Source organism: Streptomyces sp. NPDC005648 (assembly GCF_040605395.1).
Lineage (GTDB): Bacteria > Actinomycetota > Actinomycetes > Streptomycetales > Streptomycetaceae > Streptomyces.
Genome location: NZ_JBEXCS010000002.1, coordinates 123,744 through 147,432, shown reverse-complemented (window position 1 = coordinate 147,432; position 23,689 = coordinate 123,744). Strand labels below are relative to the sequence as shown.

The 23,689-nt window shown below is 71.2% G+C and carries 20 protein-coding genes and 1 riboswitch; of the genes, 11 read left to right on the top strand and 9 right to left on the bottom strand.

All coding sequences use genetic code 11. The features are described from left to right. Positions 1–57: 57 nt before the first annotated feature. Entirely contained in the window at positions 58–1,680 is a 1,623-nt protein-coding gene (locus ABZT17_RS02020; protein ID WP_356342483.1) for a DUF5691 domain-containing protein, read from the top strand. 113 nt (positions 1,681–1,793) lie between these two features. Here ABZT17_RS02020 and ABZT17_RS02015 read toward each other — a convergent pair whose 3' ends face one another. Continuing rightward, positions 1,794–2,210, bottom strand: a complete 417-nt coding sequence (locus ABZT17_RS02015) for a cobalamin B12-binding domain-containing protein (RefSeq protein ID WP_356342481.1) — start codon at positions 2,208–2,210, stop codon at positions 1,794–1,796. A 389-nt stretch (positions 2,211–2,599) separates the two neighbouring features. On the opposite strand from ABZT17_RS02015, the gene ABZT17_RS02010 reads away from it, so the two are divergent. Both ABZT17_RS02010 and ABZT17_RS02005 read left to right on the top strand, forming a co-directional pair. Then, positions 2,600–3,463, top strand: coding sequence for an alpha/beta fold hydrolase (locus tag ABZT17_RS02010; RefSeq protein ID WP_356342479.1), 864 nt, complete (start codon positions 2,600–2,602; stop codon positions 3,461–3,463). A gap of 219 nt (positions 3,464–3,682) precedes the next feature. Beyond that, complete coding sequence (locus ABZT17_RS02005; RefSeq protein ID WP_356342477.1) at positions 3,683–5,170, top strand: M23 family metallopeptidase; 1,488 nt, start codon at positions 3,683–3,685, stop codon at positions 5,168–5,170. 98 nt (positions 5,171–5,268) lie between these two features. Here ABZT17_RS02005 and pcrA read toward each other — a convergent pair whose 3' ends face one another. Continuing rightward, positions 5,269–7,755: a DNA helicase PcrA gene (pcrA, locus tag ABZT17_RS02000; RefSeq protein WP_356342474.1), complete on the bottom strand. Its 2,487-nt coding sequence runs from the start codon at positions 7,753–7,755 to the stop codon at positions 5,269–5,271. Positions 7,756–7,985: 230 nt separating this feature from the next. After that, positions 7,986–8,157, top strand: a riboswitch (cyclic di-AMP (ydaO/yuaA leader). An 8-nt stretch (positions 8,158–8,165) separates the two neighbouring features. Between pcrA and ABZT17_RS01995 the strand changes: the two genes are divergently transcribed. Both ABZT17_RS01995 and ABZT17_RS01990 read left to right on the top strand, forming a co-directional pair. Next, positions 8,166–9,326 carry an NlpC/P60 family protein gene (locus ABZT17_RS01995; RefSeq protein ID WP_356342472.1) on the top strand — a complete coding sequence of 387 codons (1,161 nt, stop codon included), beginning with the start codon at positions 8,166–8,168 and terminating at the stop codon, positions 9,324–9,326. Between the two features lie 228 nt (positions 9,327–9,554). Continuing rightward, a complete protein-coding gene (locus tag ABZT17_RS01990; protein ID WP_356342470.1) occupies positions 9,555–10,556 on the top strand; it encodes a tellurite resistance/C4-dicarboxylate transporter family protein in 1,002 nt (333 codons plus the stop codon). Here the strand turns inward: ABZT17_RS01990 and ABZT17_RS01985 are convergent. After that, complete coding sequence (locus ABZT17_RS01985) at positions 10,534–10,887, bottom strand: hypothetical protein (protein WP_356342467.1); 354 nt, start codon at positions 10,885–10,887, stop codon at positions 10,534–10,536. The genes ABZT17_RS01990 and ABZT17_RS01985 overlap by 23 nt on opposite strands. Positions 10,888–11,354: 467 nt before the next feature. Between ABZT17_RS01985 and ABZT17_RS01980 the strand changes: the two genes are divergently transcribed. Further along, positions 11,355–12,428, top strand: a complete 1,074-nt coding sequence (locus ABZT17_RS01980) for an NlpC/P60 family protein (protein WP_356342465.1) — start codon at positions 11,355–11,357, stop codon at positions 12,426–12,428. Positions 12,429–12,446: 18 nt separating this feature from the next. Here ABZT17_RS01980 and ABZT17_RS01975 read toward each other — a convergent pair whose 3' ends face one another. Together ABZT17_RS01975 and ABZT17_RS01970 are read right to left on the bottom strand one after the other, a co-directional pair. After that, the gene (locus ABZT17_RS01975; protein ID WP_356342462.1) at positions 12,447–13,166 is read right to left on the bottom strand and encodes a response regulator transcription factor; all 720 of its coding nucleotides are present in this window, start codon (positions 13,164–13,166) and stop codon (positions 12,447–12,449) included. Beyond that, the gene (locus ABZT17_RS01970) at positions 13,163–14,455 is read right to left on the bottom strand and encodes a PspC domain-containing protein (protein WP_356342460.1); all 1,293 of its coding nucleotides are present in this window, start codon (positions 14,453–14,455) and stop codon (positions 13,163–13,165) included. Before ABZT17_RS01970 ends, ABZT17_RS01975 begins: the two co-directional genes overlap by 4 nt. A gap of 179 nt (positions 14,456–14,634) precedes the next feature. On the opposite strand from ABZT17_RS01970, the gene ABZT17_RS01965 reads away from it, so the two are divergent. Next, positions 14,635–16,260 (top strand): PspC domain-containing protein, encoded by a 1,626-nt coding sequence (locus ABZT17_RS01965; RefSeq protein WP_356342457.1) that lies wholly within the window; start codon positions 14,635–14,637, stop codon positions 16,258–16,260. Continuing rightward, a complete protein-coding gene (locus ABZT17_RS01960) occupies positions 16,247–16,498 on the top strand; it encodes a hypothetical protein (RefSeq protein WP_356342454.1) in 252 nt (83 codons plus the stop codon). Before ABZT17_RS01965 ends, ABZT17_RS01960 begins: the two co-directional genes overlap by 14 nt. 148 nt (positions 16,499–16,646) lie before the next feature. Here ABZT17_RS01960 and ABZT17_RS01955 read toward each other — a convergent pair whose 3' ends face one another. Both ABZT17_RS01955 and ABZT17_RS01950 read right to left on the bottom strand, forming a co-directional pair. After that, the gene (locus ABZT17_RS01955; RefSeq protein ID WP_356342452.1) at positions 16,647–17,177 is read right to left on the bottom strand and encodes a TQO small subunit DoxD; all 531 of its coding nucleotides are present in this window, start codon (positions 17,175–17,177) and stop codon (positions 16,647–16,649) included. 151 nt (positions 17,178–17,328) lie between these two features. Further along, positions 17,329–18,618, bottom strand: coding sequence for a hypothetical protein (locus ABZT17_RS01950; protein ID WP_356342450.1), 1,290 nt, complete (start codon positions 18,616–18,618; stop codon positions 17,329–17,331). A 247-nt stretch (positions 18,619–18,865) separates the two neighbouring features. On the opposite strand from ABZT17_RS01950, the gene ABZT17_RS01945 reads away from it, so the two are divergent. Beyond that, the gene (locus tag ABZT17_RS01945) at positions 18,866–19,747 is read left to right on the top strand and encodes a DUF4429 domain-containing protein (RefSeq protein WP_356342448.1); all 882 of its coding nucleotides are present in this window, start codon (positions 18,866–18,868) and stop codon (positions 19,745–19,747) included. Positions 19,748–19,773: 26 nt separating this feature from the next. On the opposite strand, the gene ABZT17_RS01940 is transcribed toward ABZT17_RS01945, so the two are convergent. Then, the gene (locus ABZT17_RS01940; protein ID WP_356342444.1) at positions 19,774–20,568 is read right to left on the bottom strand and encodes a class II aldolase/adducin family protein; all 795 of its coding nucleotides are present in this window, start codon (positions 20,566–20,568) and stop codon (positions 19,774–19,776) included. A gap of 140 nt (positions 20,569–20,708) precedes the next feature. On the opposite strand from ABZT17_RS01940, the gene ABZT17_RS01935 reads away from it, so the two are divergent. After that, positions 20,709–21,182 carry a pyridoxamine 5'-phosphate oxidase family protein gene (locus ABZT17_RS01935; protein WP_356342442.1) on the top strand — a complete coding sequence of 158 codons (474 nt, stop codon included), beginning with the start codon at positions 20,709–20,711 and terminating at the stop codon, positions 21,180–21,182. A gap of 18 nt (positions 21,183–21,200) precedes the next feature. Here ABZT17_RS01935 and guaA read toward each other — a convergent pair whose 3' ends face one another. Next, complete coding sequence (gene guaA / locus ABZT17_RS01930) at positions 21,201–22,775, bottom strand: glutamine-hydrolyzing GMP synthase (protein WP_356342440.1); 1,575 nt, start codon at positions 22,773–22,775, stop codon at positions 21,201–21,203. Between the two features lie 335 nt (positions 22,776–23,110). Here guaA and ABZT17_RS01925 point away from each other — a divergent pair, with 335 nt between their 5' ends. Beyond that, positions 23,111–23,380, top strand: coding sequence for a chorismate mutase (locus tag ABZT17_RS01925; RefSeq protein ID WP_356342437.1), 270 nt, complete (start codon positions 23,111–23,113; stop codon positions 23,378–23,380). Positions 23,381–23,689: the final 309 nt, after the last annotated feature.

Here is a 23,689-nt window from a genome sequence, read left to right as displayed (position 1 = left end):
CACGCCCCAGGCCATGAGCCTGCGCCCACCTCCCGGCGCCCCATGGAAAGGAACCGCATGAACACCAGGACATCCACACCTGTGGAAACTCCCGCGCCGGACGCCTGGGAGGAACTCGTCACGACGGCGCTGCTCGGCACCGAGCGCCGTACTCCGCCGGGTGGTACGTCGGGCCGGGAGGCGCCGGTGGCGTTGCTGGACGCGGCAGCCGTGCAGACCGTACGGCGGCGGGCCGGGCTGCGTCCCGCACCGGCGGCTCGGCGGCCGGAACCGGCGGCAGAGGACCCGCGCCCGCCGCTGCCCGCCGCTGCGGCCCGTCGGCTGGCGCTGCTGCTCGCGGACCGGCCCGGTACGGGCGGCGGCGGCCGCAGGGGCACGGCGCCGGATCTGATGGAGCTGCTGCCCCAGTGGCTCGCGACGGCGAACGCCCGCGGTTTCGCGGCACCGCCGCAGACACTGCCCGCGCTGCTGGACGCCGCGCGGGGGCGCACGGACCTGCGGCCGGCGGCGCTGACGTTCGCGGGGCCGCGCGCGGTGTGGCTCGCCCGGCTCAACCCGGACTGGCGGTTCGCCCTGCGCGCCACACCGGGCGGGGGCGCGACTCTGCCGCGGCCGGAGGACGAGGAGCGGACCCGCCGGCTCTGGCAGGAGGGCCTGTTCGCGGAACGGGTCGCCCTCCTCTCCGCCCTGCGAACCCGGGAACCCACGGCCGCGCGTGAGCTGCTCATGACCACGTGGTCGACGGAGCGGGCCGAGGACCGTCTGATGTTCCTCGACTCGCTGCGCACGGGCCTCGGTCCTCAGGACGAGCCGTTCCTGGAACAGGCCCTGTCCGACCGCAGCCGCAACGTGCGGGCGACGGCGGCGGAGTTGCTCTCCGCGCTGCCGGAGTCGGCGCTCGCCGCCCGGATGGCGGCCAGAGCAGGCGCCTGCGTGTCCGTGGACGACACCCGTCCCACTCCGACGATCACCGTCGAGGCACCGCACGCGTGCGACTCGGACATGGAGCGCGACGGTGTCGTCTCCAAGGCTCCGGCCGGGCGGGGTGAACGGGCGTGGTGGTTCGGTCAGCTGGTCGAGGCGACGCCGCTCGGTACCTGGTCCGGGCGGCTCGGCGGGCGTACCCCCGAGCAGATCGTGGCCCTGCCGGTCACGGACGACTGGCAGAGCGAACTGCACGCGGCGTGGTGCCGGGCCGCCGTACGACAGCGGGACCCCGAGTGGGCCCGCGCCCTGCTCGGCACGCCCTCGGTCCCGGAGGCGGGTGGCCCCCGAGCGGTGTCCCTGGCCGAACGCGCCAAGCTCCTCGGCACGCTGGACGTGGCCGAACGGGCCGACTGGGTGGCCGGGTTCATAGCGGCGCACGGGCTGTCGGAGGCGTTTCAGCTGCTCGGGGTGTGCGCGGTGCCCTGGGCCGCGCCGCTCGGCCGGGCCGTGGTCGACGCGCTCAACATCGCACGGGACGCGGGGAGTTATCCATGGAGCTTCAGCGGAGTGATGGGCCTGGCCGAACGCTGCCTGGACCCCTCGGAGGCAGGCCACCTCGACGGCCTGCTCGCCGTCCCGGACGAACCGGAGGACGCGTCACCCGGGGCGGGCGGCTACTGGGCGGAGGCATTCCAACGCCTGGTCACGACGTTGCGGTTGCGGGCTGCGATGGTGGCGGAACTGGAGGCGTAGTACAGCACCTCTCCAGCCCGGTCCGGGCACAGGATCTCTCAGACCCGGTCCAGGCACGGCCACCCGCACCCGCACCCGCACCCGCACCGAACAACGGCCCGAGCGCCACGGGCCTACGCTCCCGCCGGCTGCCTCACGTTCGCCCGGACCCAGTCCACGATCGACTGAGTGGTCGCCCCCGGCGTGAAGATCTCCGCGACGCCCTGCTCCTTCAGCGGAGGGATGTCCGCCTCGGGAATGATCCCGCCGCCGAACACCAGGATGTCCTCCGCGTCGCGCTGCTTCAGCAGCTCGATCACCGCGGCGAACAGCGTGTTGTGGGCGCCGGAGAGGATGGACAGCCCGATCGCGTCGGCGTCCTCCTGGATCGCCGTGTCGACGATCTGCTCGGGCGTCTGGTGGAGCCCGGTGTAGATGACCTCCATACCGGCGTCACGCAGCGCCCGCGCGATCACCTTGGCCCCGCGATCGTGGCCGTCGAGCCCCGGCTTGGCCACCACCACGCGGATCGGACCGGCTGCCACACCCATCACTGCCTCCATGAAGCGACTGCGTCCATCCTCACCGACAAGTACACCGACACGTACTTGGGTACCCGGACCGGCCCGGGAAGTGAACGAACGTTATCGCCAGCATCCCGCAACCGGCAGTTTCGTGGTGCGCACCGAGGGGGAAATCACACGGTGGGACACGTTCGCAGCGCACCGTTCCGAGTCACTGCGGCACAAGGGCCGCAGCGGGAGCAGGCGCGACGGGAGCCGCAACGAGGTCGCCGTACCACCGCGCCGCAGGCCGCGCGCCGTGGCGGTGCGGTGCGTCGGCGTCGCCGGATGGGCGCCGTAGACCCCTTGGGCGCGACTTCCCACGAGGGCACACGGGGGACGGAGCCGTCCTCCTGCGTGCCGACAGGAGGTCGGCCATGAAGGTCACCTGGGCAGTGCAGCCCTTTCTCCCGCTCTGCCGACGGCTGCTCCCCAGCAGGCTGGCGGGACTCTCCGTGGCCCTGGTGAAGGCGACCGCCCTGGAGCTCGCGATCCTCGCCGGACACCTCCTCCTCTATCCCTCCGGTATCTCCCCGGAGCGCCGGGCGCCGTCAGCGCTGCCCTCGCCCGACGGCGCGGCCCAGCTGCCGACCGAGGCGAAACCGCCGGTCGTCCTCCTGCACGGCTTCATCGACAACCGCTCGGTCTTCGTGCTGCTGCGCCGCAGTCTCGCCCAGCACGGCAGGCAGCAGGTGGAGTCGCTCAACTACTCACCGCTGACCTGCGACATCCGTACCGCCGCCGAGCTGCTCGGCCGGCACATAGAGGAGATCTGCGAGCGCACCGGCAGCAGGCAGGTCGACGTCGTCGGACACAGCCTCGGCGGACTGATAGCCCGCTACTACGTGCAACGCCTCGGCGGCGACCTCCGCGTCCGCACGCTGGTCACGCTGGGCACCCCGCACTCCGGCACCCGGGTGGTACCGCTGGCCAACGCGCATCCCATCGTCCGGCAGATGCGCCCCGGCTCGGAGCTGCTGGAGGAGCTGACGCGGCCGGCGCCCGGCTGCCGTACGCACTTCGTGAGTTTCTGGAGCGATCTCGACCATCTGATGGACCCGCTGGAGACGGCCTGCATCGACCACCCCGACCTGATGGCGCAGAACGTGAGGGTGAGCGGGATCGGACATCTCGCCCTGCCCGTGCACCCCGCCGTCGCCACCGGGATACGTCAGGCGCTCGACGCCCCGCCGACAGGAGCGGAAGCCGCCCCGCGAGCCGGCGGTCTGACCGTGGCCTGACGGAGCCGCACAGCCGCCGTACGGCGCCCTGACAGCCATATGGCATCGAACACTCATCGAACACCAGGCCAAACCCGCGCCCGCACTCCCCCGAAACACGGCCGAATGCCCGTTTCCTGCGCGCCCGAAACCAGTTGAAGATTGTCGCGCCCGCGTACCGCCGGGTACAGTCACCGCACTGCTCTGGCAGCCCCTGTTGTCGAGGCGAAAGAGAAGTTGGTGAACGACCGTCACCCGTCGGGGAGCATGACCACCCCGGCTCCGGCTTCCGACGCCGCCTCGGCGCACTATGCGTCGTACGGCACGCAGGAGGCCCAGTACGGCGACTTCACCACGTACGGCGGCTACGAGACCGGTGCGTTCGCGACCGGCGCGCACACCACGTCGACTTTCGCCGCCGACCCCCTGTTCGGCACCCTCCCCGAAGACGCCACCGGCTCGTACGACAGCGGCCAGTGGACGACCGGCGGCCAACAGACCCTGAACTACGACGCGTACGCGGCCCAGCACCACGCCGCCTACGACACCGGCGTCTACCAGACGTCCGCCTGGGGCACCGACCACCAGCAGCTCTCCGCCATCCCCCAGCAGTCCACCGGGCACGACACGTCAGGGCACTGGGACGCGAGCGCCTGGCTCCAGCCCGACCAGTCCAGCGGTGTGGCCGACCAGACCCAGCACTGGGAATGGGGCACGCAGACCTTCGAGACCGGCACGTACGACGCCACGCAGTGGAACTCGGACGGCGAGGCGCCGGCGGGAGGCGAACCGTTCGACCACCAGGCCACCTCCGTCTTCGAACAGGTCGAGCAGGGCGAGCAGGGCACACACCACTCCCTGGACGCGTACGAAGAACAGGCCGAGGGTGACGGCGAGCCGGCCGTCACCGGTGAGTTCCCCGCCGTGACGCCCCTGCTGGACGAGCAGGAAGAGGTGACGCCGGCGCCGGCCTCACGGGCCGGCACCCGCACCGCCTCCCGCTCCCGGCGCCGTACGCCCGCCAAGCGCTCCGCGCTGCTCACCATCGCCGTTCCGTCGGCCTGTGTCATGGGGGTCGCCGGTATCGCGGCCGCGTCCGTCGGCACCTTCTCCTCCGACGGCACCTCGACGACCGCCTCGGACGCGCAGGCGGTGAAACCGTCCGCCGCCAACAACAAGCTGGACACCCAGCTCGAGAGCCTCTCCGCGGGCGCCGACGACTTCGCGGACCGGGCCAGCCGGACACAGGAGCGCATCGACCTCAAGGCCCAGCAGGAGTCCGAGCAGAAGAAGGCGGCGGCGGAGGCGGCCCGCAAGGAGCGGCTGCGCCCCAAGTACGTCCTGCCGGTCACCCAGAAGGGGCTCAGCGCCTACTTCGGCCAGGCCGGCGTCAACTGGATGTCCGTGCACACCGGCATCGACTTCCCGGTCTCGTACGGCACGACGGTGATGGCCGCGACCGACGGCACCGTGCGGACCCAGTGGAACAGCGCCTACGGCAACATGATGATCGTGACCGCGAAGGACGGCACGGAGACGTGGTACTGCCACCTCTCCAGCTACCGCGTCGTCTCCGGTACGACGGTGAAGGCCGGCACGCCGATCGCGTACTCCGGCAACTCGGGCAACTCGACCGGCCCGCACCTGCACTTCGAGGTCCGGCCGAACGGCGGGGCGGCCATAGACCCGCTGCCGTGGCTGCGCAGCCACGGCCTTGACCCGACGTGAGCCCCACAACTTCCTTGTGAGCCCCCGCACTTCCTTGTGAGCCCCGCGCTGTTCGGCCTTCCTTGTGAGCCCCCGCTGTTCGGCGGGGGCTCATCCCGTCAGAGCTTCTCCACCGGCGCGTACCGCAGCAGCAGCCGCTTCGGCTTGGCGTCGCCGAAGTCGATCGTCGCCTCCGCGTTCCCGCCCGTACCCTTCACCGCGACCACCGTGCCGAGGCCGAACTGGTCGTGGGTGACCCGGTCGCCGACGGCCAGCGAGACCACCGGCTTGTCGGAGGCGCGGCTCGTCGCGAAGCCCGACGCGCCCGATGCCGAGGAACGCGAGCGGGAGGACGACAGGGAGGCCGCCACGCCCGACGCGGGGCCGGAGGAGACCGGGGCGGTGGCGCCCGTCCGTTTCCAGTCGACGTGCTGGGCCGGGATCTCCTCCAGGAAGCGGGAGGGCGGGTTGTACGACGGCTGGCCCCAGGCGCTGCGCAGCGAGGACCGGGTGAGATACAGCCGCTCACGCGCGCGCGTGATGCCGACGTACGCGAGCCTGCGCTCCTCCTCCAGCTCCTTGGTCTGGCCGAGGGCACGCATGTGCGGGAAGACGCCGTCCTCCATGCCGGTGAGGAAGACCACCGGGAACTCGAGGCCCTTGGCGGTGTGCAGGGTCATCAGGGTGATGACTCCGGAGCCGTCCTCCTCCTCGTCCGGGATCTGGTCGGAGTCGGCGACGAGCGCGACCCGCTCCAGGAAGTCGGCGAGCCCGGCGGACTGCTCACCCTCCCCGGTCTCCTGCTCGAACTCCAGGGCGACGGCGGCGAGTTCCTGGAGGTTCTCGATCCGGGTCTCGTCCTGCGGGTCGGTGGAGGCCTGCAACTCGGCCAGGTAACCGGTCCGTTCGAGCACCGCCTCCAGGACGGTCGCGGGGCCCGCGCCGGACTCGACGACCGTGCGGAGGTCCTCCATCAGCGTGTTGAACTTCTTGACGGCGTTGGTGGAGCGCGCGGCCATGCCGTACGCCTCGTCGACGCGGCGCAGCGCCTGCGCGAAGCTGATCTTCTCGCGCTGGGAGAGGGCGTCGATCATCGCCTCCGCGCGGTCGCCGATGCCGCGCTTGGGCACGTTGAGGATGCGGCGCAGCGGCACCGAGTCCTCGGGGTTGGCGAGCACCCGCAGATAGGCCAGGACGTCCCTGACCTCCTTGCGCTCGTAGAAGCGGACCCCGCCGACGACCTTGTAGGGCAGGCCGACGCGGATGAAGACCTCTTCGAAGACACGGGACTGGGCGTTCGTACGGTAGAAGACGGCGACGTCGCCGGCCTTGGCGTCACCCGAGTCCGTCAGTCGGTCTATCTCCTCGGCGACGAACTGGGCCTCGTCGTGCTCGGTGTCGGCGACGTAGCCGGTGATGCGCGCGCCCGCGCCCGCGTTGGTCCAGAGGTTCTTGGGGCGGCGGGACTCGTTGCGCTCGATGACCGCGTTGGCGGCGGAGAGGATCGTCTGGGTGGAGCGGTAGTTCTGCTCCAGGAGGATCGTCGTCGCGTCCGGGTAGTCCTCCTCGAACTGGAGGATGTTGCGGATCGTCGCGCCGCGGAAGGCGTAGATCGACTGGTCGGCGTCACCGACGACACAGAGCTCGGCGGGCGGGACGTCGTACTCGTTCGGGGGGACGTCGACGGGGTGCTCGCTAGTCCCCACCAGCTCGCGCACGAGGGCGTACTGGGCGTGGTTGGTGTCCTGGTACTCGTCGACCAGGACGTGTCGGAAACGGCGGCGGTAGTGCTCGGCGACGTCCGGGAAGGCGCGCAGCAGATTGACCGTCGTCATGATCAGGTCGTCGAAGTCGAGGGCGTTCGCCTCACGCAGCCGCGACTGGTACATGGCGTAGGCCTGGGCGAGGGTCTTCTCGAAGCCGTCGGTGGCCTGGGCCGCGAAGTCCTCCTCGTCGATCAGCTCGTTCTTCAGGTTGCTGATCTTGGCGCTGAAGGACTTCGGGGGGTAGCGCTTGGGGTCGAGGTCCAGGTCGCGGCAGACCAGGGCCATCAGACGCTTGGAGTCGGCGGCGTCGTAGATCGAGAAGGACGACGTGAACCCGAGTTTCTTGCTCTCGCGGCGCAGGATGCGCACGCACGCGCTGTGGAAGGTCATCACCCACATCGCGTTCGCCCGCGGGCCGACGAGCTGCTCGACGCGCTCCTTCATCTCGCCGGCGGCCTTGTTGGTGAAGGTGATCGCGAGGATCTGGCCCGGGTGCACATTCCGCTCGGCGAGCAGGTGGGCGATGCGGTGGGTGAGGACGCGGGTCTTGCCGGAGCCGGCGCCGGCCACGATGAGCAGGGGGCTGCCCGCGTGGACGACGGCCGCGCGCTGGTTCTCGTTCAGCCCCTCCAGGAGGGCGGCCGCGTCGAGCACCGGGCGGGGCGCGCCGTCGCGGTAGTAGGCGTCCCGGTCCGGCGGCACGTCGAACTTCCCGCCGAACAGATCATCCGGAACGGGCTCCGGCACATGATCGTCCTCGGGCGGTGGCGGGGGCTCCTCCTCGCGCCCGCGTGGGGCCTGGAGGTCCGCCAGGAAGCTGTCGTCAAAGAGGCTGCTCATCGCTCTCCGAGTCTAGGCCGCCCCACTGACAGCCCGCCGCCGCCCTGAGAACATCCACCGAATCACCCTTGGCGACAGCGCTGTCACACCGTGCGATCGAAGGGCACGCCCTGACCGAAGGTCACGAAAACGTATCGGGCATATCGAACATCAACCTTCACATGAGCCACACGAGTTGGCTACCGTTCTGAGCAGGCCGTACGCCCCCCACCGGCGAACCCCGCCGGGCCGTACGCCCTCCGCCGAGTCCGGAGCGCCGCCGCGCGGCCGGAGCCGGGGACCCACACCGACCTTGGGGTGAATCGGCCCAACCGCCCTTCCGGGCACGGGCCGTAGGGCAACCCTTCCGAACCACCCGCCCGAACCCGACAGCTGACTCGGTAGGCGGAACATGGAAGGAGTCGCCTCCTTTGGCGTCGCACCGCAAGTCGCGCCCCGCGGGTACGCGCGTAGCAGGCATACGCACCCCCGCTCTCGCCACGGCCGCCCTCACCTCCGTGGCCCTGCTGTCCCAGACGGCCGACGCCACCCCCTCGGCGGACGGCAGTCCGAGCCTGGAGGAAGTCGAGAAGAAGGTCGACGACCTCTACCGGCAGGCCGAGTCGGCCACCGAGAACTACAACGCGGCGAAGGAGAAGACGACCAAGCAGCGCAAGCGCGTCGACAGCCTCCTCGACGACGTCGCCAAGCGCGCCCAGAAGCTCAACGAGCAGCGGCAGCGGCTCGGTTCCCTCGCCGCCGCGCAGTACCGGACCGGTGCCGCCGCGCCGGACACGGCGACCTTCCTGCTCGCCGACTCCCCGCAGGACTATTTCGATCAGACGCAGCTGATGGGGCGGCTGACCTCCCGTCAGAAGAGCGAGGTCGACGACTACTTCGCCGAGCAGTCCGCCACGATGACGAAGCGCGAGGAGGCCTCCGAGAGCCTGCGGACGCTCACCGAGTCGCAGAGCGATCTGCAGACCGCCAAGGCCGCGGTGCAGAAGAAGCTCACCGACGCGCGCGAGCTGCTGTCGAAGCTGGACGCCGAGGAGAAGGCACGGCTCGCCGAGATCGAGAAGCGGAAGCAGGAGGCGGCCGACCGCAAGGCCGCGGAGCTGGCCAAGGAGCAGGCGGCCGAGCAGCGCGCCGAGGAGGCCGCGGCCCAGGAGAGCGGCTCGTCGTCCGACACGAGCGCCTCCGACAGCTCCGGCATCTCCGGCGCCACGTACTCCACCGAAGCCGCCAAGGCTCTCGCCTTCGCCCGCGCGCAGATCGGCAAGCCGTACGTCTGGGGCGCCGCCGGCCCCGGCTCCTACGACTGCTCCGGCCTCACCCAGGCCGCCTGGAAGGCCGCCGGCGCCACCCTCCCGCGCACCACCTACGACCAGGTGAACGCCGGCACGACCGTCTCCCTCGCCGACGCCCGGCCCGGCGACCTGATCTTCTTCTACGACGACATCAGCCACGTCGGCCTCTACATCGGCAACGGCATGATGATCCACGCCCCGAAGCCGGGCGCGTACGTCCGCGAGGAGTCGATCTACTACGGTGGCGAGTCCATCATCCACAGCGTGGTACGGCCTGCCTGAGCAGCGGTTCGCCCTGGAGCGGTACGGCACGCGCGCGTGGGGTGCGCAGTCGGGCGCGCTTGGAGCTGGCAAGCGGGCGCGTGCAGCTTGCAAGCGGGCGCGCGTGGAGTGTGGGGGCAGGCAGACATGGTCGTGCGCCCCTCCTTCCCCCCTGCGCTCGCGCGTATTTCTTCGCGCCCGTGCGCGTGCCCCCCTCCCACCCCGTCCCGCGCTCCTTAGCATCGGCGCATGTCCGGCCTCTCCCAGCTCGCCCATGTTTCTCCGCTCCGTCCTCTACGTGACTGGTGGGCCGAGCGGCCGCCGGCGGCCGGGGCCGCCGTGATGGCGAGCGGCATCGTGTCGGTCGGACTGAATCTGGCGGGGTACGAGGTCGCGTCACGCGTCGCGCTCGGATTGGCCTGCGCGTCCTGGGTGGGGTTGGCGGCTGACTTCGTCGCGCGGTGGGTGTGGCAGCGGGAGAGGTGGCGGCAGGAGGCGATGACACCGGGGTCGCTCACCGCCGTCGCGGCGACCGCCGTGCTCGGGACCCGTATCTCCGCGCTCGGCTGGAACACCCTCGCCGCGGCCCTGCTCACGCTGGCGGCCGCGCTGTGGCCGGTGCTGCTCGTGGGCGTCGTACGGCACTGGCAGCGGCGCATGTCGGGAGCGGTGTTCCTGTGTTGTGTGGCCACACAGGGGCTTGTCGTGCTCGGGGCCGCACTCGCCGCGGCAGAGGCGGCGGCATGGCTCGCGCACACCGCGCTCGTACTGTTCTGGCTCGGTCTCGTTCTCTACGGCTTCGCGCTGGCCAGGTTCGACCCGCGCCAGGTCGTCGAAGGCGCCGGGGACCACTGGGTGGCCGGCGGCGCGCTCGCGATCTCGGCGCTCGCGGGGTCGAAGCTGGTGGCCGCGGACAGCGCCCGGCTGTACCTGTGGAGCGGCGACGACCGCGCCGTACTGCGGACCGTGACCGTCGCGCTCGTGGTGCTGGACCTGACCTGGTACGCCGTCCTGCTGGCCGCCGAGGCGGTACGGCCACGGCTCGGCTACGACGTCCGCCGCTGGGCCACCGTGTTCCCGATGGGGATGACCGCGGCGGCAATGCTGTCCGTCGCCGCCGCCCTCGGCATCCCGGGGCTGAAGGGGCCGGGTCAGGTGCTGCTGTGGATCGCGGTGGCGGCGTGGCTGGCGGTGGCCGCGGGGGCCGTGGCAGCGGCCAGGGCGAACCTCAGGTCCACAGCACAGCGATGAAGATGTTCGCCGTGGTGAGCGCGCCGACCACCCCGAACATGCTCTTGTCCACGCTCTCCTCGTCCCGCTTCACATAGACCAGTCCGAGGATCACGATCAGCAGGGCCAGCTTGAGGCCGATCTTGATGTTGTTGACGTGATGGTCGTCGGCCTGGTTGAGGCCGACCAGGATCGCGCCGGTGACCAGCATGGTCAGCGCCCCATGCAGCATCCCGGGGACGAAACGGGCCGTGCCCTGGCCCATCGCCTTCATCTGCGTGAGGAAGCCGCCGAGGAGCGCGGCGATGCCGACGATGTGCAGGCCGACGAAGAGATGGATGAGTACGTCCATGAGGCCGGAGCTTAGACAGAGGCCTCTGGTGCCTCCGACACCGGCCCACGCCAACCGCTCCCGGAAGCACCGCTCCCGGAAGCACGGTTCCCGGAGGAACTCCGCACGGCACACGGTTCTTGCATATATGCGGCCCATAGCAGTCCATCACCCCCACGCGCCCCGAAACCGTCACTTCGGTCAGCGCACCACGCGAACCCGACGGCCCGGAGCCTGGATCACGGTCGTATACGGTCACCCGGCGGTCTGCTCGCGGCACTTCCGTACATGGCGTTACCAAGCCGACACAGCCAGGTTTAGCGTCCTCCACCAGGTGACCGGCTCCCCACCGCCGCCCGGGCCAGGGGCGGCAGTCGGCCACCACCGCCGAGAAGGTCCGGCGGTGGCCCGCTCCCCCTGTGCGGGCCGCCGCCGGACGCGTAAGCCGCCTCGCACGGGGCGGTCGTACGAAAGGACGTGCAGTCCACGTGGCAGCGCACCGCAAGCCTGGTCGGCGAACAGCACTCGGGGGCAGCACCGCCCGTACCGCCTTCACGATCGCCCTGGCGGGCGCCGCGACCGCCACGGCCTTCGACGGGACCGGACAGGCCGAGCCGAACCTCACCCCGGCTCAGGTCAAGGCACGGGTGGACAAGCTGTACCAGGAGGCGGAGGTCGCCACCGAGAAGTACGACGGCGCGAAGGAGAAGGCCGACGCCGCCGAGCGCCGGCTGTCGACCCTCCGCGACGAGGCGGCGCGCAAGACGGACGCGCTCAACTCGGCGCGGGACGCGCTGGGTTCGACGGCCGCCGCGCAGTACCGCGGCGGCGGCCTCGACCCGGCGCTGCAGCTCGTTCTCTCCAGCGACCCCGAGAAGTACCTGGACAGCGCCGAGTTCGTCGACCGGATCGGCACCCGGCAGGCGGCGGCGGTCGCGGACGTACGCCAACAGCTGCGCGCCATCGAGCAGTTGCGCGGCGCCGCGCGCATCGAGCTCGCCGCGCTGAAGGCCCGCCAGGCGGAGTTGGAGCGGGAGAAGAAGACGATCACCGGAAAGCTGGCCGCGGCACGGCAGTTGCTGTCCCAGCTGTCCCCCGAGGAGCGCGGACGGCTCGGGGTGGACGGCTCGGGCACCGGCCGCGCCTCACGCTCCGGCTCCGACGGGCGGGTCGGACTGGAAGCCCCCGGCCCGGCCACGGCCGCGGCGCCCGATTCCCGTGCCGCCGCGGCCGTCTCCTACGCCTACTCCAAGCTCGGCAGCCCCTATGTGTGGGGCGCCACCGGCCCGAGCGCCTTCGACTGCTCGGGCCTCGTCCAGGCCGCGTACCACTCCGCCGGCATCTCCCTGCCGCGCACGACGTACGCGCAGATCGACGCCGGCCACCGGGTCTCGCGCTCCGAACTACTCCCGGGCGACCTGGTGTTCTTCTACTCCGGCATCAGCCATGTCGGCATCTACATCGGCAACGGTCAGATGATCCACGCCCCGAACCCGTCGGCCCCGGTGCGGATCGCGCCGATCGACGAGATGCCGTTCGCCGGGGCGACACGGGTGGTGTGAGCCGGCCTCGCGAGGCGGCTACACCAGCCGGCGGGCCGTCGCCCACCGGGTGAGCTCGTGGCGGTTCGACAGCTGCAACTTCCGCAGCACCGCCGAGACATGGGACTCGACCGTCTTCACGGAGATGAACAGCTGCTTGGCGATCTCCTTGTACGCGTATCCCCGGGCGATCAGCCGCAGCACCTCGCGCTCGCGCTGGGTGAGCCGATCCAGGTCCTCGTCGACCGGTGGGGCGTCGGTGGAGGCGAAGGCGTCCAGGACGAACCCGGCCAGACGCGGGGAGAAGACGGCGTCGCCCTCCTGGACCCGGAAGATGGAGTTGACCAGGTCCGTACCGGTGATCGTCTTGGTGACATAGCCGCGGGCGCCGCCGCGGATCACACCGATCACGTCCTCCGCCGCGTCCGACACGGACAGGGCGAGAAAGCGGACCGGCTGCTCGGCGTCGGCCATCAACGCGGCGCAACGGCGCAGCACTTCGACCCCGCCGCCACCCGGGAGGTGCACGTCGAGAAGGACGACCTCGGGGCGGGTCGCGGTGATCACCGTGACCGCCTGGTCGACGTCCGCGGCCTCGCCGACGACCTCGACACCGGTCTCGTCGGTCCGGCCGATCTCGGCCTGTACGCCCGTGCGGAACATGCGGTGGTCGTCGACGAGGACCACGCGCACATGCCGCTCACCCGCGCTCGTGCCGGTCGACTCCACGGGCTCGTTCGCCTCGGTCGGGTCACTCATGACGTCTTCTCCGCCCTCTCCATCTCCAGCTCGACCTCCGTGCCGCCGTCGGGCACCGCGCGCAGCCGCGCCGTGCCGCCGTGGCGCTCCATGCGGCCGATGATCGATTCTCTGACGCCCATGCGGTCGGCGGGTATCGAGTCGAGGTCGAAGCCGGGGCCTCGGTCCCGCACCGACACGAAGACCGTCCTCCCCTCCACTTCGGCGTAGACCTGCACCGCACCGCCCTCGCCACCGTACTTGGCGGCGTTGACCATCGCCTCGCGCGCGGCCTGCATCTGTGCGCCGAGCTTCTCGTCGAGCGGGCAATCACCGACTATGACGACCTCTATGGGGACGCCGTGCTTGTCCTCGACCTCCGCGGCGTTGCGCCGCACCGCGTCGGCGAGGTCGGTGGGTTCGTCGGCCTCGTCCTTCCCGGTGCCCTCGGGCTTGTAGAGCCAGGTGCGCAGATCGCGCTCCTGGGCGCGGGCGAGGCGGCGGACCTCGTTCGCGTTCTCCGCGTTGCGCTGGATCAGGGTGAGGGTGTGCAGCACGGAGTCGTGGACATGGGCGGCGACCTCGGCGCGCTCCTGGGCGCGGATGCGCATCAGCCGCTCCTCGGAGAGGTCCTGGGTCATACGGACGAGGTACGGCCCGGCGAGCAGCGTTATCCCGACGAGGACCGCGAGGGCCGCCTGGAGGACGGAGCCGAGGTGGGCGGCGGAGCCCTGGAGCACGAAGACGCCGGAGACACCGGCGGTGACGAGGAGGACACCGCCAGCGGCGCGCAGCAGAGTCAGCGTGCGCCGGCGGCTGCCGACCTCCACCCAGCGGGCGCGGCGGGCGTTGTCCGCCTGGCGCCAGACGAGGGCGACGCCCGCGCCGACGAGAACGACGGGCCAGAGGTAGGCCTTGGCGCCGCCGCTCAGATTGACGTTGCCCACGAAGATCAAGGCCACCACGACCATGAGCAGCAGGGCGACGATCTGGCCCCGGTCCGGTCTGCGGGCCACCAGCCTGCGGCGGCCGTCGGGCGAGGTCTCGGTGCTGACCAGTGCCGGCGGCTTCTGTCCTCCCACACCACCGACGCCGAGCGGCACGAAGAACCAGAACGCGGCATACAGCAGCGCGCCCAGGCCGTCCGCCATGAACAGGCCGACGAAGACCAGCCGGACCCAGATGACGGGCAGCCCCAGATGCCCGGCGAGCCCCCGCGCCACACCACCCAGCCAGCGTCCGTCGCTGCTGCGGTAGAGCTTGCGCGGCGGCCGCGGTTCGACGAGGGGCGCTGCAGCGGCTTCCGGCATGCCACCGATACTCACACGGTCGGCGGACCAGGGCATCAGGGTCGACCCCCGAGACTCCCCTGATCTTCGACGGCGCGTTCCGTCGAACGCTTCCCCTGCCCCGGCTCAGGGCCGATATCAGGGTCCGGCCAGGGTCGTTCCGACTCCCGCCGGGGCGGCCCGGCCGTCACCATGGACACATGACAGATCACGAACGCGCCGCGACGGGTCCGGGACCCGGCTCCGGCCCACGCCCCGCACAGGGCGCCGGGCCGCAGGACGCCGCGCCCGCCGCGGATCGCGCCGGGGCCGGGAGGGCGTCCGGTGCGACGGCGGACGCCGGCGCCCGGGCCGACGCCGGCTCGCGCACACACGCGCACCCGCACGCGGGCGCGGGTGCGCACGGGCAGGCGGGCGCGCGGGAAGAAAGGGGTCGGGAGGAGAGGGGTGAGGGGGCCGCCGCGGGCATGCGGGCCGACGGCCGCACCGGCACCGCGACCGGCGTGCAGGATCCGCCCTCGGCCGCGGAGGCCGGCGCCGACACGGCCGACGCGCCCCGCAAGTTCCGCCGGGACCGGCGGTACAAGGTGCTGGCCGGGGTCTGCTCCGGACTCGGGCGGCAGTGCGACATGGACCCGGTGATCTTCCGGATCACCCTCGTCGTGCTCTCCGCGACCGGCGGCATCGGTCTGATCTTCTACGGCTTCGTCTGGCTCCTGGTGCCCTTCGAGGACGACGAGGAGAACGAGGTCCGCAAGCTGCTCACCGGCCGGGTCGACGGTCAGGCGCTGACCGCGGTGCTGTTCGCGCTGGTCGGCTGCGGGGTGTTCCTGACGATGTTGGAGAACGGCAGCGTGCTGGCCTTCGCCGTCGTCCTCTCCCTGCTCCTCGCCGGCGCCGGATACTGGTCCCGCCGGCGCGGCGCCCCCGACCCCGACCCGCTGGCCGCCCAGGCCGTGGCCGACGCCCCGCCGGAGGCCCAGGCACCGCCGGTCCCCGCCTCCTACCCCTCCTGGTGGCGCGAGCCGATCATCAAGGACGGCACCCATGTCGGCGGCACCGGCTATCTGTGGGGCCCCCACGACTCCCGCGACCGGGACATCGCCGCCGCGGTCAACATCAGCCTGGGCAACTCGTGGATCAACCGCGTGGACGTCCGGGCCCAGCAGCACCGCCCGGCCCCGAGACCGCGCGGCCCCCGCTGGATCGGCGGCTGGATCTTCCTGCTCGCCCTGCTCGGGGGCGGCGCGGGCACGGCCGCCACGTGGAACGACCACACGCTCGGGACCAGCCTGCAGACCGGTCTGGCCTGTGCGCTGATCGTCTTCGGACTGGGCATCGCGGTCAGCTCGTTCCTGGGGCGTACGGGGGCGGGGTCGATCTTCCTGGCCGTCGTCACGGCGGGACTGCTCGCCTCGTCGGCCGCCCTGCCGAAGGACATCAGCACGCACTGGATACGCACGACCTGGCAGCCGGCCGCGGTCGCGAGCGTGCAGGAGAAGTACGACCTGGGCAGCGGCGTCGGCACCCTGGATCTGAGCCGGCTGGACCTGAGGAAGGGGCAGACGGTGAGCACGGGAGCAGAGGTCGGCGCGGGCCGGCTCGTGGTGATCGTGCCGAAGGACGTGACCGTGCGGCTGAGCATCGACGTGGGCGTGGGCGACATCCAGTTGCCGGGCGACAACAAGAAGGACGTGGACGTGGAGCCGGGCAAGCACAAGGACGTCACCCTGACGCCGGTCGGCGGTGGCGGCAACGCCGGCACGCTCGACCTCGATCTCCAGGTCGGCCTCGGACAGGCGGAGGTGGACCGTGCTGCGTCATGAGTTCCAGCCCGGAAGGCTGGTCGCCGGCGGCTTCCTCGCCCTCGCGGGTGTCATCTACGTCGGGGACGCAGGCGGGGCATGGGAGACACCGTGGTTCGCGGTGATCCCCGTTGTCCTCATCGGGCTGTGCCTGGCCGGTGCGGTGGGCTTGGTGAGCCGGGGCATACGCCGACGCCGGTCGGGGGCGACACGGAAGGAGACGTCGCCGAGGGAGGCCCACGTGGACGTGCCGGGCTGAGCGTCGGGGAGGGTGCCGGTGACCTTCGGACCGCGGGTTGGCCTGGGAGCAGGTCTGGCCTGGGAGCAGCTCTGGCCTCGGACCCGCCAACCAGAACCCCCCGACCTGCCCTGCCGACCGGCCCCGGCCCCCGGCCCCCAGTCGGGACCTACCGGTAACCGCCCGCCCGTCGGCTTCGGCGTGTGCGGAGTGCTGCGTCCAGGGAGAGCATGGGGGCGCCCGCGAGGACGAGGGGGAGCCAGGCCATCAGGTAGGCGAGGTCATTGCCGTAGTAGTACGGGCTGTTGGCCCAGCTGACCGTCATCCAGAGGCTGAAGGAGATCAGTGCGCCGCCGAGGGCGGCGAGGCGGGCGAGCAGGCCGATCAGGGTGCCGATGCCGACGGCGAGTTCACCGAAGGCGATGGCGTAGCCGAAGCCGACGGGGTTCTTCAGGGACAGGTCGACCAGGGCCGGGATGGCCGAGGAGTTGCGGACGGCGTGCATCGTCTCGCCGATCGAGCCCGGGCCGGAGGCCTTCATGAAGGAGCTGCTGGTGATCTTGTCCAGGCCCGCGTAGATGAAGGTGACGCCGAGGAAGACGCGGAGCGGAAGAAGGGCGTAGCGGGCGAGACTGTCGCGCCAGCCACGGTCGTTGTCGAGATGGGGGGTGTACGTGTCCGTGCGCATGCCGTGAGTCATCGCTGTCGCCTCTCGCCCGCCGTGCCGGGACCCCTTGACTGACCATACGTACGAGAGGGAGGGACCGCTCAATGTGTTTCGTGCCGTTTTCCGCCAGGACGCCCGGGACGGGAGCGAGACGGCCGAACCCTCCGGTGGAGACCTCTCCCCATTAATCCATCACGTCAATCGCATAGCGGTTCGTCTCGACACCCGCCGCTGTCACCACCTGCACTTCCACCCGTCCCGGCTCCACATCCGCCGGCACCGGCACGGTCAGGACGGCGTCGGTCGGATTGCTGAAGCCGCCTGTCACCGGAACGAGAGGAACATGGACGTTCACCGCCCCGATCCGCACGACCATCCGGGAGAGCCGGTCCGCGCCGTGCGCGCCGGGTGGGACGAAGCCCGCGCCACGGATCTCGATGTCGTCGCCGGTGCGGATGGGCGCGTCGAGGTCGCCGGCCTCGCGGGCGCGGACCACGGAGAGGATGACCGGTCGACCGCCCTCGGCGTACTTGCCGGCCAGGTAGGTCGCCGCCGAGACCAGGACCACCACGGCGAGTCCCCAGGGCAGGTCGGGCAGTTGGTCGGGGCGGCGGGCCAGGCGAACGGCCGAGAAGAGCAGGGCGACGGCGCTGATCACGAGGTACTGGATGTCGGCGAAGGCGCCCCGGCCGGAGTCGTCGGTCAGCAGGTCGGCCGCCCTGGGCCGGTCCGCGCGTACCTTCTGCAGCCGTTGGCCGAGGACGCGCAGTCCGACCACGCGCCGGACCAGCACGGCGATGCCGCAGACCACGGCGAGGACGGTCACCACGCCCGCGCCCCGGGCGAGTTCGAGGCCGGAGATCAGGGCGTCGCGTTCGGCGTGGTCGGAGGCGGCGGCCAGGCGGCCGACCAGGACGAGGACGGCGTAGGCGACGAAGAGGACCCAGGCGGTGGCGACCGTGCGGGAGGTGGAGAGGCGGTTGTCCTCGCCGATCACCGGGGCGAGCGCGCCGCCGCGGGCTCGGTGGAACCAGGAGGCGGCCGTCAGCGCGCCGCCGGTCAGCAGGGCGGCCAGGAGTCCTGCGGTGCGCGCGGAGGTCCAGCCGGCGCCGATGGCCGTCAGCGCCTGCACCAGGAGCAGTACGACGACCAGGGCCCACACGGTGATCGCCGTACGGCGCCACAGTCGGGCCAGCCAGGCCTGGCCCTCGGCGCGACCGCGCTCGGCGACGAGATCCGCGGACTGGGTGAGTTCCTCGGAGACCCACTGACGGGACGCCTGGGCGGAGTGCGCCACCGCCGCCGGTACACCTTGTCCGGCCGCGAACCCGTCGCGCAGAAGCAGGAACTCGGCGACCGCCCGCCGATGTCCCTCGCGTGCCCCGTGCGGGCAGTCGCCGCAGGTGCAGCCACCCCCGTGCGCCCCACCGGGCGCACCTGTCTCCGCGCCCCCTCTCGCCTCCTGCACCGCCACGCCCGACGCCCGCCTTCCCCAGAACCCGTAGAACCCGTTGAACCCATGGAACCCACCGACTACCGACGGTCCGCCACCGGCCACCGGCCACCAACCGGCGCCCCTGCCCGGCAGTCGTCCGTCGCCTCGCAACTCCCTCGTGATGACAGCGAATTGTGCCCTACGCCACCCCACCGTCGTCCGCCAGGTCTGGTCAGCGCGGGTGAAGAGGGGGCCGCCGTGTTGACCCGGCTGCGAGAATTTCCCCATGGCCGAGATCATCCAGCGGGACGGGACCTGGGCCTTCGACGGCACCACGGTCAGGATCACGCCGGGCCTGCACCGCTCCGTGCCGCTGTTCCGGCAGACGTACGGGGAGGTCGCCGTCCCTCTCGAAGCCGTCGCCGGGGTGGTCTTCGAGCCCGAGCGCAAGCGGGGGCGGCTGCGGATACGGCTGCGGGAGGGTGCCGATCCGCTGCTCCAGGCGACCGGCGGAAGACTGCCCGATCCGGCGGATCCCTACCGGCTGGTGGTGGACGTGGACCGGGCGGGGGTGGCCGAGTATGTCGCCGAGGAGATCCGGCGGGCGTTGCTGCTGGACCAGATTCCCAAGGAGCCGACGAAGGCGTACCTGCTGCCGGGACCTCCCGTGCCGGTCTCGGTCCGGTCCTCGGACGGCACCGTCTCCTTCGACGGCAGCCAGGTGCGGATCGACTGGGCGGACACCTCGGACCGGGTCAAGCGGGCGACCGGGCCGCGGATCATCGCCGTAGGGGATCTGATGCAGGTGGAGTGGCTGCCCAACTCCGGTTACGAGGACGGGTTCCTGCGGTTCGTGACACGGGAGGGGGTGTTCTCCAAGCTGCCGCCGGAGAAGGACCCCTACGCCCTGGACCTGTGGGGCAGCGCGCGGCGCGATCTGCTGACCGCGCTGGTCGCCACCGCGGTCACCGCGCGGCTGCCGCATCCGTCCACCCGCAACGGCGGCGAGCTCGCCGGCCGCCGCCCGGCCGGCGCCGTCGCGCCGCCGACCGACCACCACGACGTACTGCTCCGCAGACTGCGGGAGTTGGGCGAGCTGCACCGGGACGGCGTGCTCACGGACGAGGAGTTCGCGATGACCAAGGCGGCGGTACTGCGCGGATTCTGAGCCCCTCCGTGACCACACCCCGGGGCTCAGGACAGCAGGTCCGGTTCGCTGCGGCTGATGTCCTGCCACATGGGCTGGTAGTTGATCCATGCCACCAGGTCGCCGCCGAGCTGTTCACGGGTCGCGACCGCGAGCTTGTGGTCGATGAGGAGGGGGCGGCCGGCGGCCTTGGCGGTGAGCTGGACCTGGGCGGAGCGTTCCATGGACAGGAACCACCAGGCCGCCGCGTCCACCGAGTCGCCGACGGTCAGCAGTCCGTGGTTGCGCAGGACGAGCGCCTTGCGGCTGCCGAGCGCGGTGGCGATACGGCGGCCCTCCTCGGCGTCGACGGCGACACCGGTGTAGGCGTCGTAGAGGGCGTGGTCCTCGTAGAAGGCGCAGCTCTCCTGGGTGAGGGGGTCCAGGAGGTCGCCGAGGGCGGAGAGGGCGCGGCCGTGCACCGAGTGGCAGTGGGCGACGGCGACGACGTCCGGGCGGGCGGCGTGGACCTGGACATGGACGGTGAAGGCGGCCTGGTTGACGTGGTAGCGGCCCTCGATGACCTGACCGTCGGAGTTGGCGAGCACCAGGTCGCTCACGGTGACGTGCTTGAAGGGCATCCCGAAGGGGTTCACCCAGAAGCAGTCGGAGTACTCGGGATCGCGTGCCGTTATGTGCCCCGAGACACCGTCCTCGAAGCCCAGCCGGCCGAAGATGCGCAGGGCGCCCGCGAGCCGTTCCTTGCGGTGGCGGCGCTCCTCGTCGACCGAGTCGTGCATCGGCGGCATGGCGAACTGCAGCCGGTCGGTGGGCAGAGGCATCGGCGGAGTCGGCCCGTGCATGTGTTCCTCCAGCACTGGGTTGGCTGTACGAGGCGGAAGTTACCGTCGGTCAGCACAAGAGAACAGAGGTGTTTTGTAAAGATGACGCGCGCAGTCGATACACGACAGCAGATGTCCGGTTTCGGCATGAGACTCGACGTATGGCATGGAACTGGGCGGCCTTCGGCGCCGCCGAACCCGAACTGGCGAAGACGGTCGAGGAGCGCTTCGGCGCCTTCGTCCATCATGTGCTCGCCACGCTCCGTAAGGACGGCTCCCCGCGCACCACGGGTCTGGAGGTGCGCTTTCTGGGCGGTGAGCTGTGGCTCGGCATGATGCCGGACTCGCTCAAGGCGCTCGACCTGCGGCGCGACCCCCGGTTCGCGCTGCAGGCGAACCCCGGGGAGGGGCAGGGCATGGGCGGAGGAGACGTGCGGATCGCCGGGCGGGCCTTCGAGGTCGAGGACCCGGCCGCGAAGGCGGCATACAGCGAAGAGGTGGAACCGCCGGAGCCGTTCCACCTCTTCCGCACCGAGCTGACGGAGGTCGTGCGGACCTACGTCGAGGACGACACATACCTGGTCGTCCAGGTCTGGAAGCCCGGTGAACCCCTGCGGACGATCAAGCGCACCTGATCGTCCGTGTGCCGGGGCCTACTCCCACTCGATCGTGCCCGGCGGCTTCGAGGTGACGTCCAGGACGACCCGGTTTACGTCCCGCACCTCGTTGGTGATCCGCGTCGAGATCTTCGCGAGGACGTCGTACGGCAGCCGGGACCAGTCGGCCGTCATGGCGTCCTCGGAGGAGACCGGGCGCAGGACGATCGGGTGGCCGTAGGTGCGGCCGTCGCCCTGGACGCCGACGCTGCGGACGTCCGCGAGCAGGACCACCGGGCACTGCCAGATGTCCCGGTCGAGGCCGGCCGCGGTCAGCTCCTCGCGGGCGATGGCGTCGGCCTCGCGGAGCAGGTCGAGGCGGTCCTTGGTGACCTCGCCGACGATCCGGATGCCGAGGCCGGGCCCCGGGAAGGGCTGGCGCTGGACGATCTCCTCCGGCAGGCCCAGCTCCTGGCCGACCATCCGGACCTCGTCCTTGAACAGCTTCCGGAGGGGCTCGATCAGCTGGAACTCGAGGTCCTCAGGAAGGCCGCCCACGTTGTGGTGCGACTTGATGTTCGCGGTGCCGGTGCCGCCACCGGACTCGACCACGTCCGGGTAGAGGGTGCCCTGGACGAGGAACTCCACCGCCGGACCCTCGTCCGCGATGATCTCCGCCTGCGCCTGCTCGAAGACACGGATGAACTCGCGGCCGATGATCTTCCGCTTCTGCTCCGGGTCGGAGACACCGGCGAGGGCGTCGAGGAAGCGCGCCTCCGCGTCCACGACCTTCAGCTGTACGCCGGTCGCGGCCACGAAGTCCTTCTCGACCTGCTCGGTCTCGCCCTTGCGCATCAGGCCGTGGTCGACGTACACGCAGGTCAGCTGGGAGCCGATGGCCTTCTGCACGAGGGCGGCGGCCACCGCGGAGTCGACGCCGCCGGACAGACCGCAGATGGCGCGCTTGTCGCCCACCTGCTCACGGATCGCGGCGACCTGCTCCTCGATCACGTTGCCGGTGGTCCAGGAGGGGGTCAGGCCCGCGCCCCGGTACAGGAAGTGCTCCAGGACCTGCTGGCCGTGCGTGGAGTGCATGACCTCGGGGTGGTACTGGACGCCGTAGAGCTTCTTCTCGTCGTTCTCGAAGGCGGCGACCGGGACGACATCGGTGGAGGCCGTGACGGTGAAGCCCTCGGGGGCGGCGGAGCAGGCGTCGCCGTGCGACATCCACACGTGCTGCTCGGCGGGGGTGCCCTCGAAGAGGGTGGAGGACGACTTCGAGACATGCAGATCCGTACGGCCGTACTCGCGGGCGCCGGTGTTGTCGACGGTGCCGCCGAGGGAGCGCGCCATCAGCTGGAAGCCGTAGCACATGCCGAAGACGGGGACGCCGGCCTGGAAGATCTCGCGGTCGAGGCTCGGGGCGCCCTCCTCGTAGACGGACGAGGGGCCGCCGGAGAGGATGATCGCCGCCGGGTTCTTCGCGAGCATCTCCGCCACCGGCATGGTGCTCGGCACGATCTCGCTGTAGACCCGGGCCTCGCGGACGCGACGGGCGATGAGCTGGGCGTACTGCGCGCCGAAGTCGACGACCAGGACGGTGTCGGTGGCGGCTGGGGTCGCTGATGACACGGGGTGCCTTCCGGCGGTGGGGCGGGGGCTGTGGTACCGAGTCTAACTGGGTTGGGGTGGGTGACCTCGCCGCCTCCGGGGGCTGCCGCCCCCAGGCCCCCGCTTCGGCCCTGACGGGCCTCGTCCTCAGACGCCGGACGGGCTGATGTATAGTCCCCGGCATGCTTCAGCACTCGACGTTTACCTATGGCACCGGGCCCACCGGCTGCCATGGTCGTGCTGCTTGAGACACTGACAAGCGACTTCCCCAGGCGCCCCGGGCCGACAAGGTCCGGGGCGCCTGGTGTTTCCCGGATCCTGTCGCCTCGGGGCACCCCTTCACCGAGGAGCCCTCCATGACCACCACACCGGAAGCGACCACATCCGAAGCGACCATCGCGGACGCCCGGGAGCGCATCGACACCCTCGACGACCGGATCATCGGTCTGATCCAGGAACGGGTGGCCGTCTCCGCCGTCGTGCAGCAGACCCGTATCGCCTCCGGCGGCCGGCGGGTGCACCTGTCCCGCGAGATGGAGATCCTCGGCCGCTACCGCGAGGCGCTGGGCAGGCCGGGTACGCCGCTCGCGATGACGCTGCTCGAACTGTGCCGCGGTCGTATCTGAGTTCGGCCGCCTTCTCACCCGTACGGCGCGTGACCGTCCCGTGGACCGTCTCGTTGGTGGGGTGTCCGTGCCAGCCAGGGGCGGGCCCGAAAGAACCACGCGTGGCTTGCTGGAGCGATGAGACGTACGGGTCGTGCCGTGCGTCGTGGGACCTCGTTCCAGGGTTGTGACCGGACGGCAGGGGACAGCAGCCCGGTCACCCAGGTAAACGGTCGGCTCCGGGGACGCTCGGGGCCGACCGGCGGAAAATGCAAAAACGCACAACTCCGGGTCAAACGGTTGCGGAGGCCGCGCCCGTCCAGCACGATG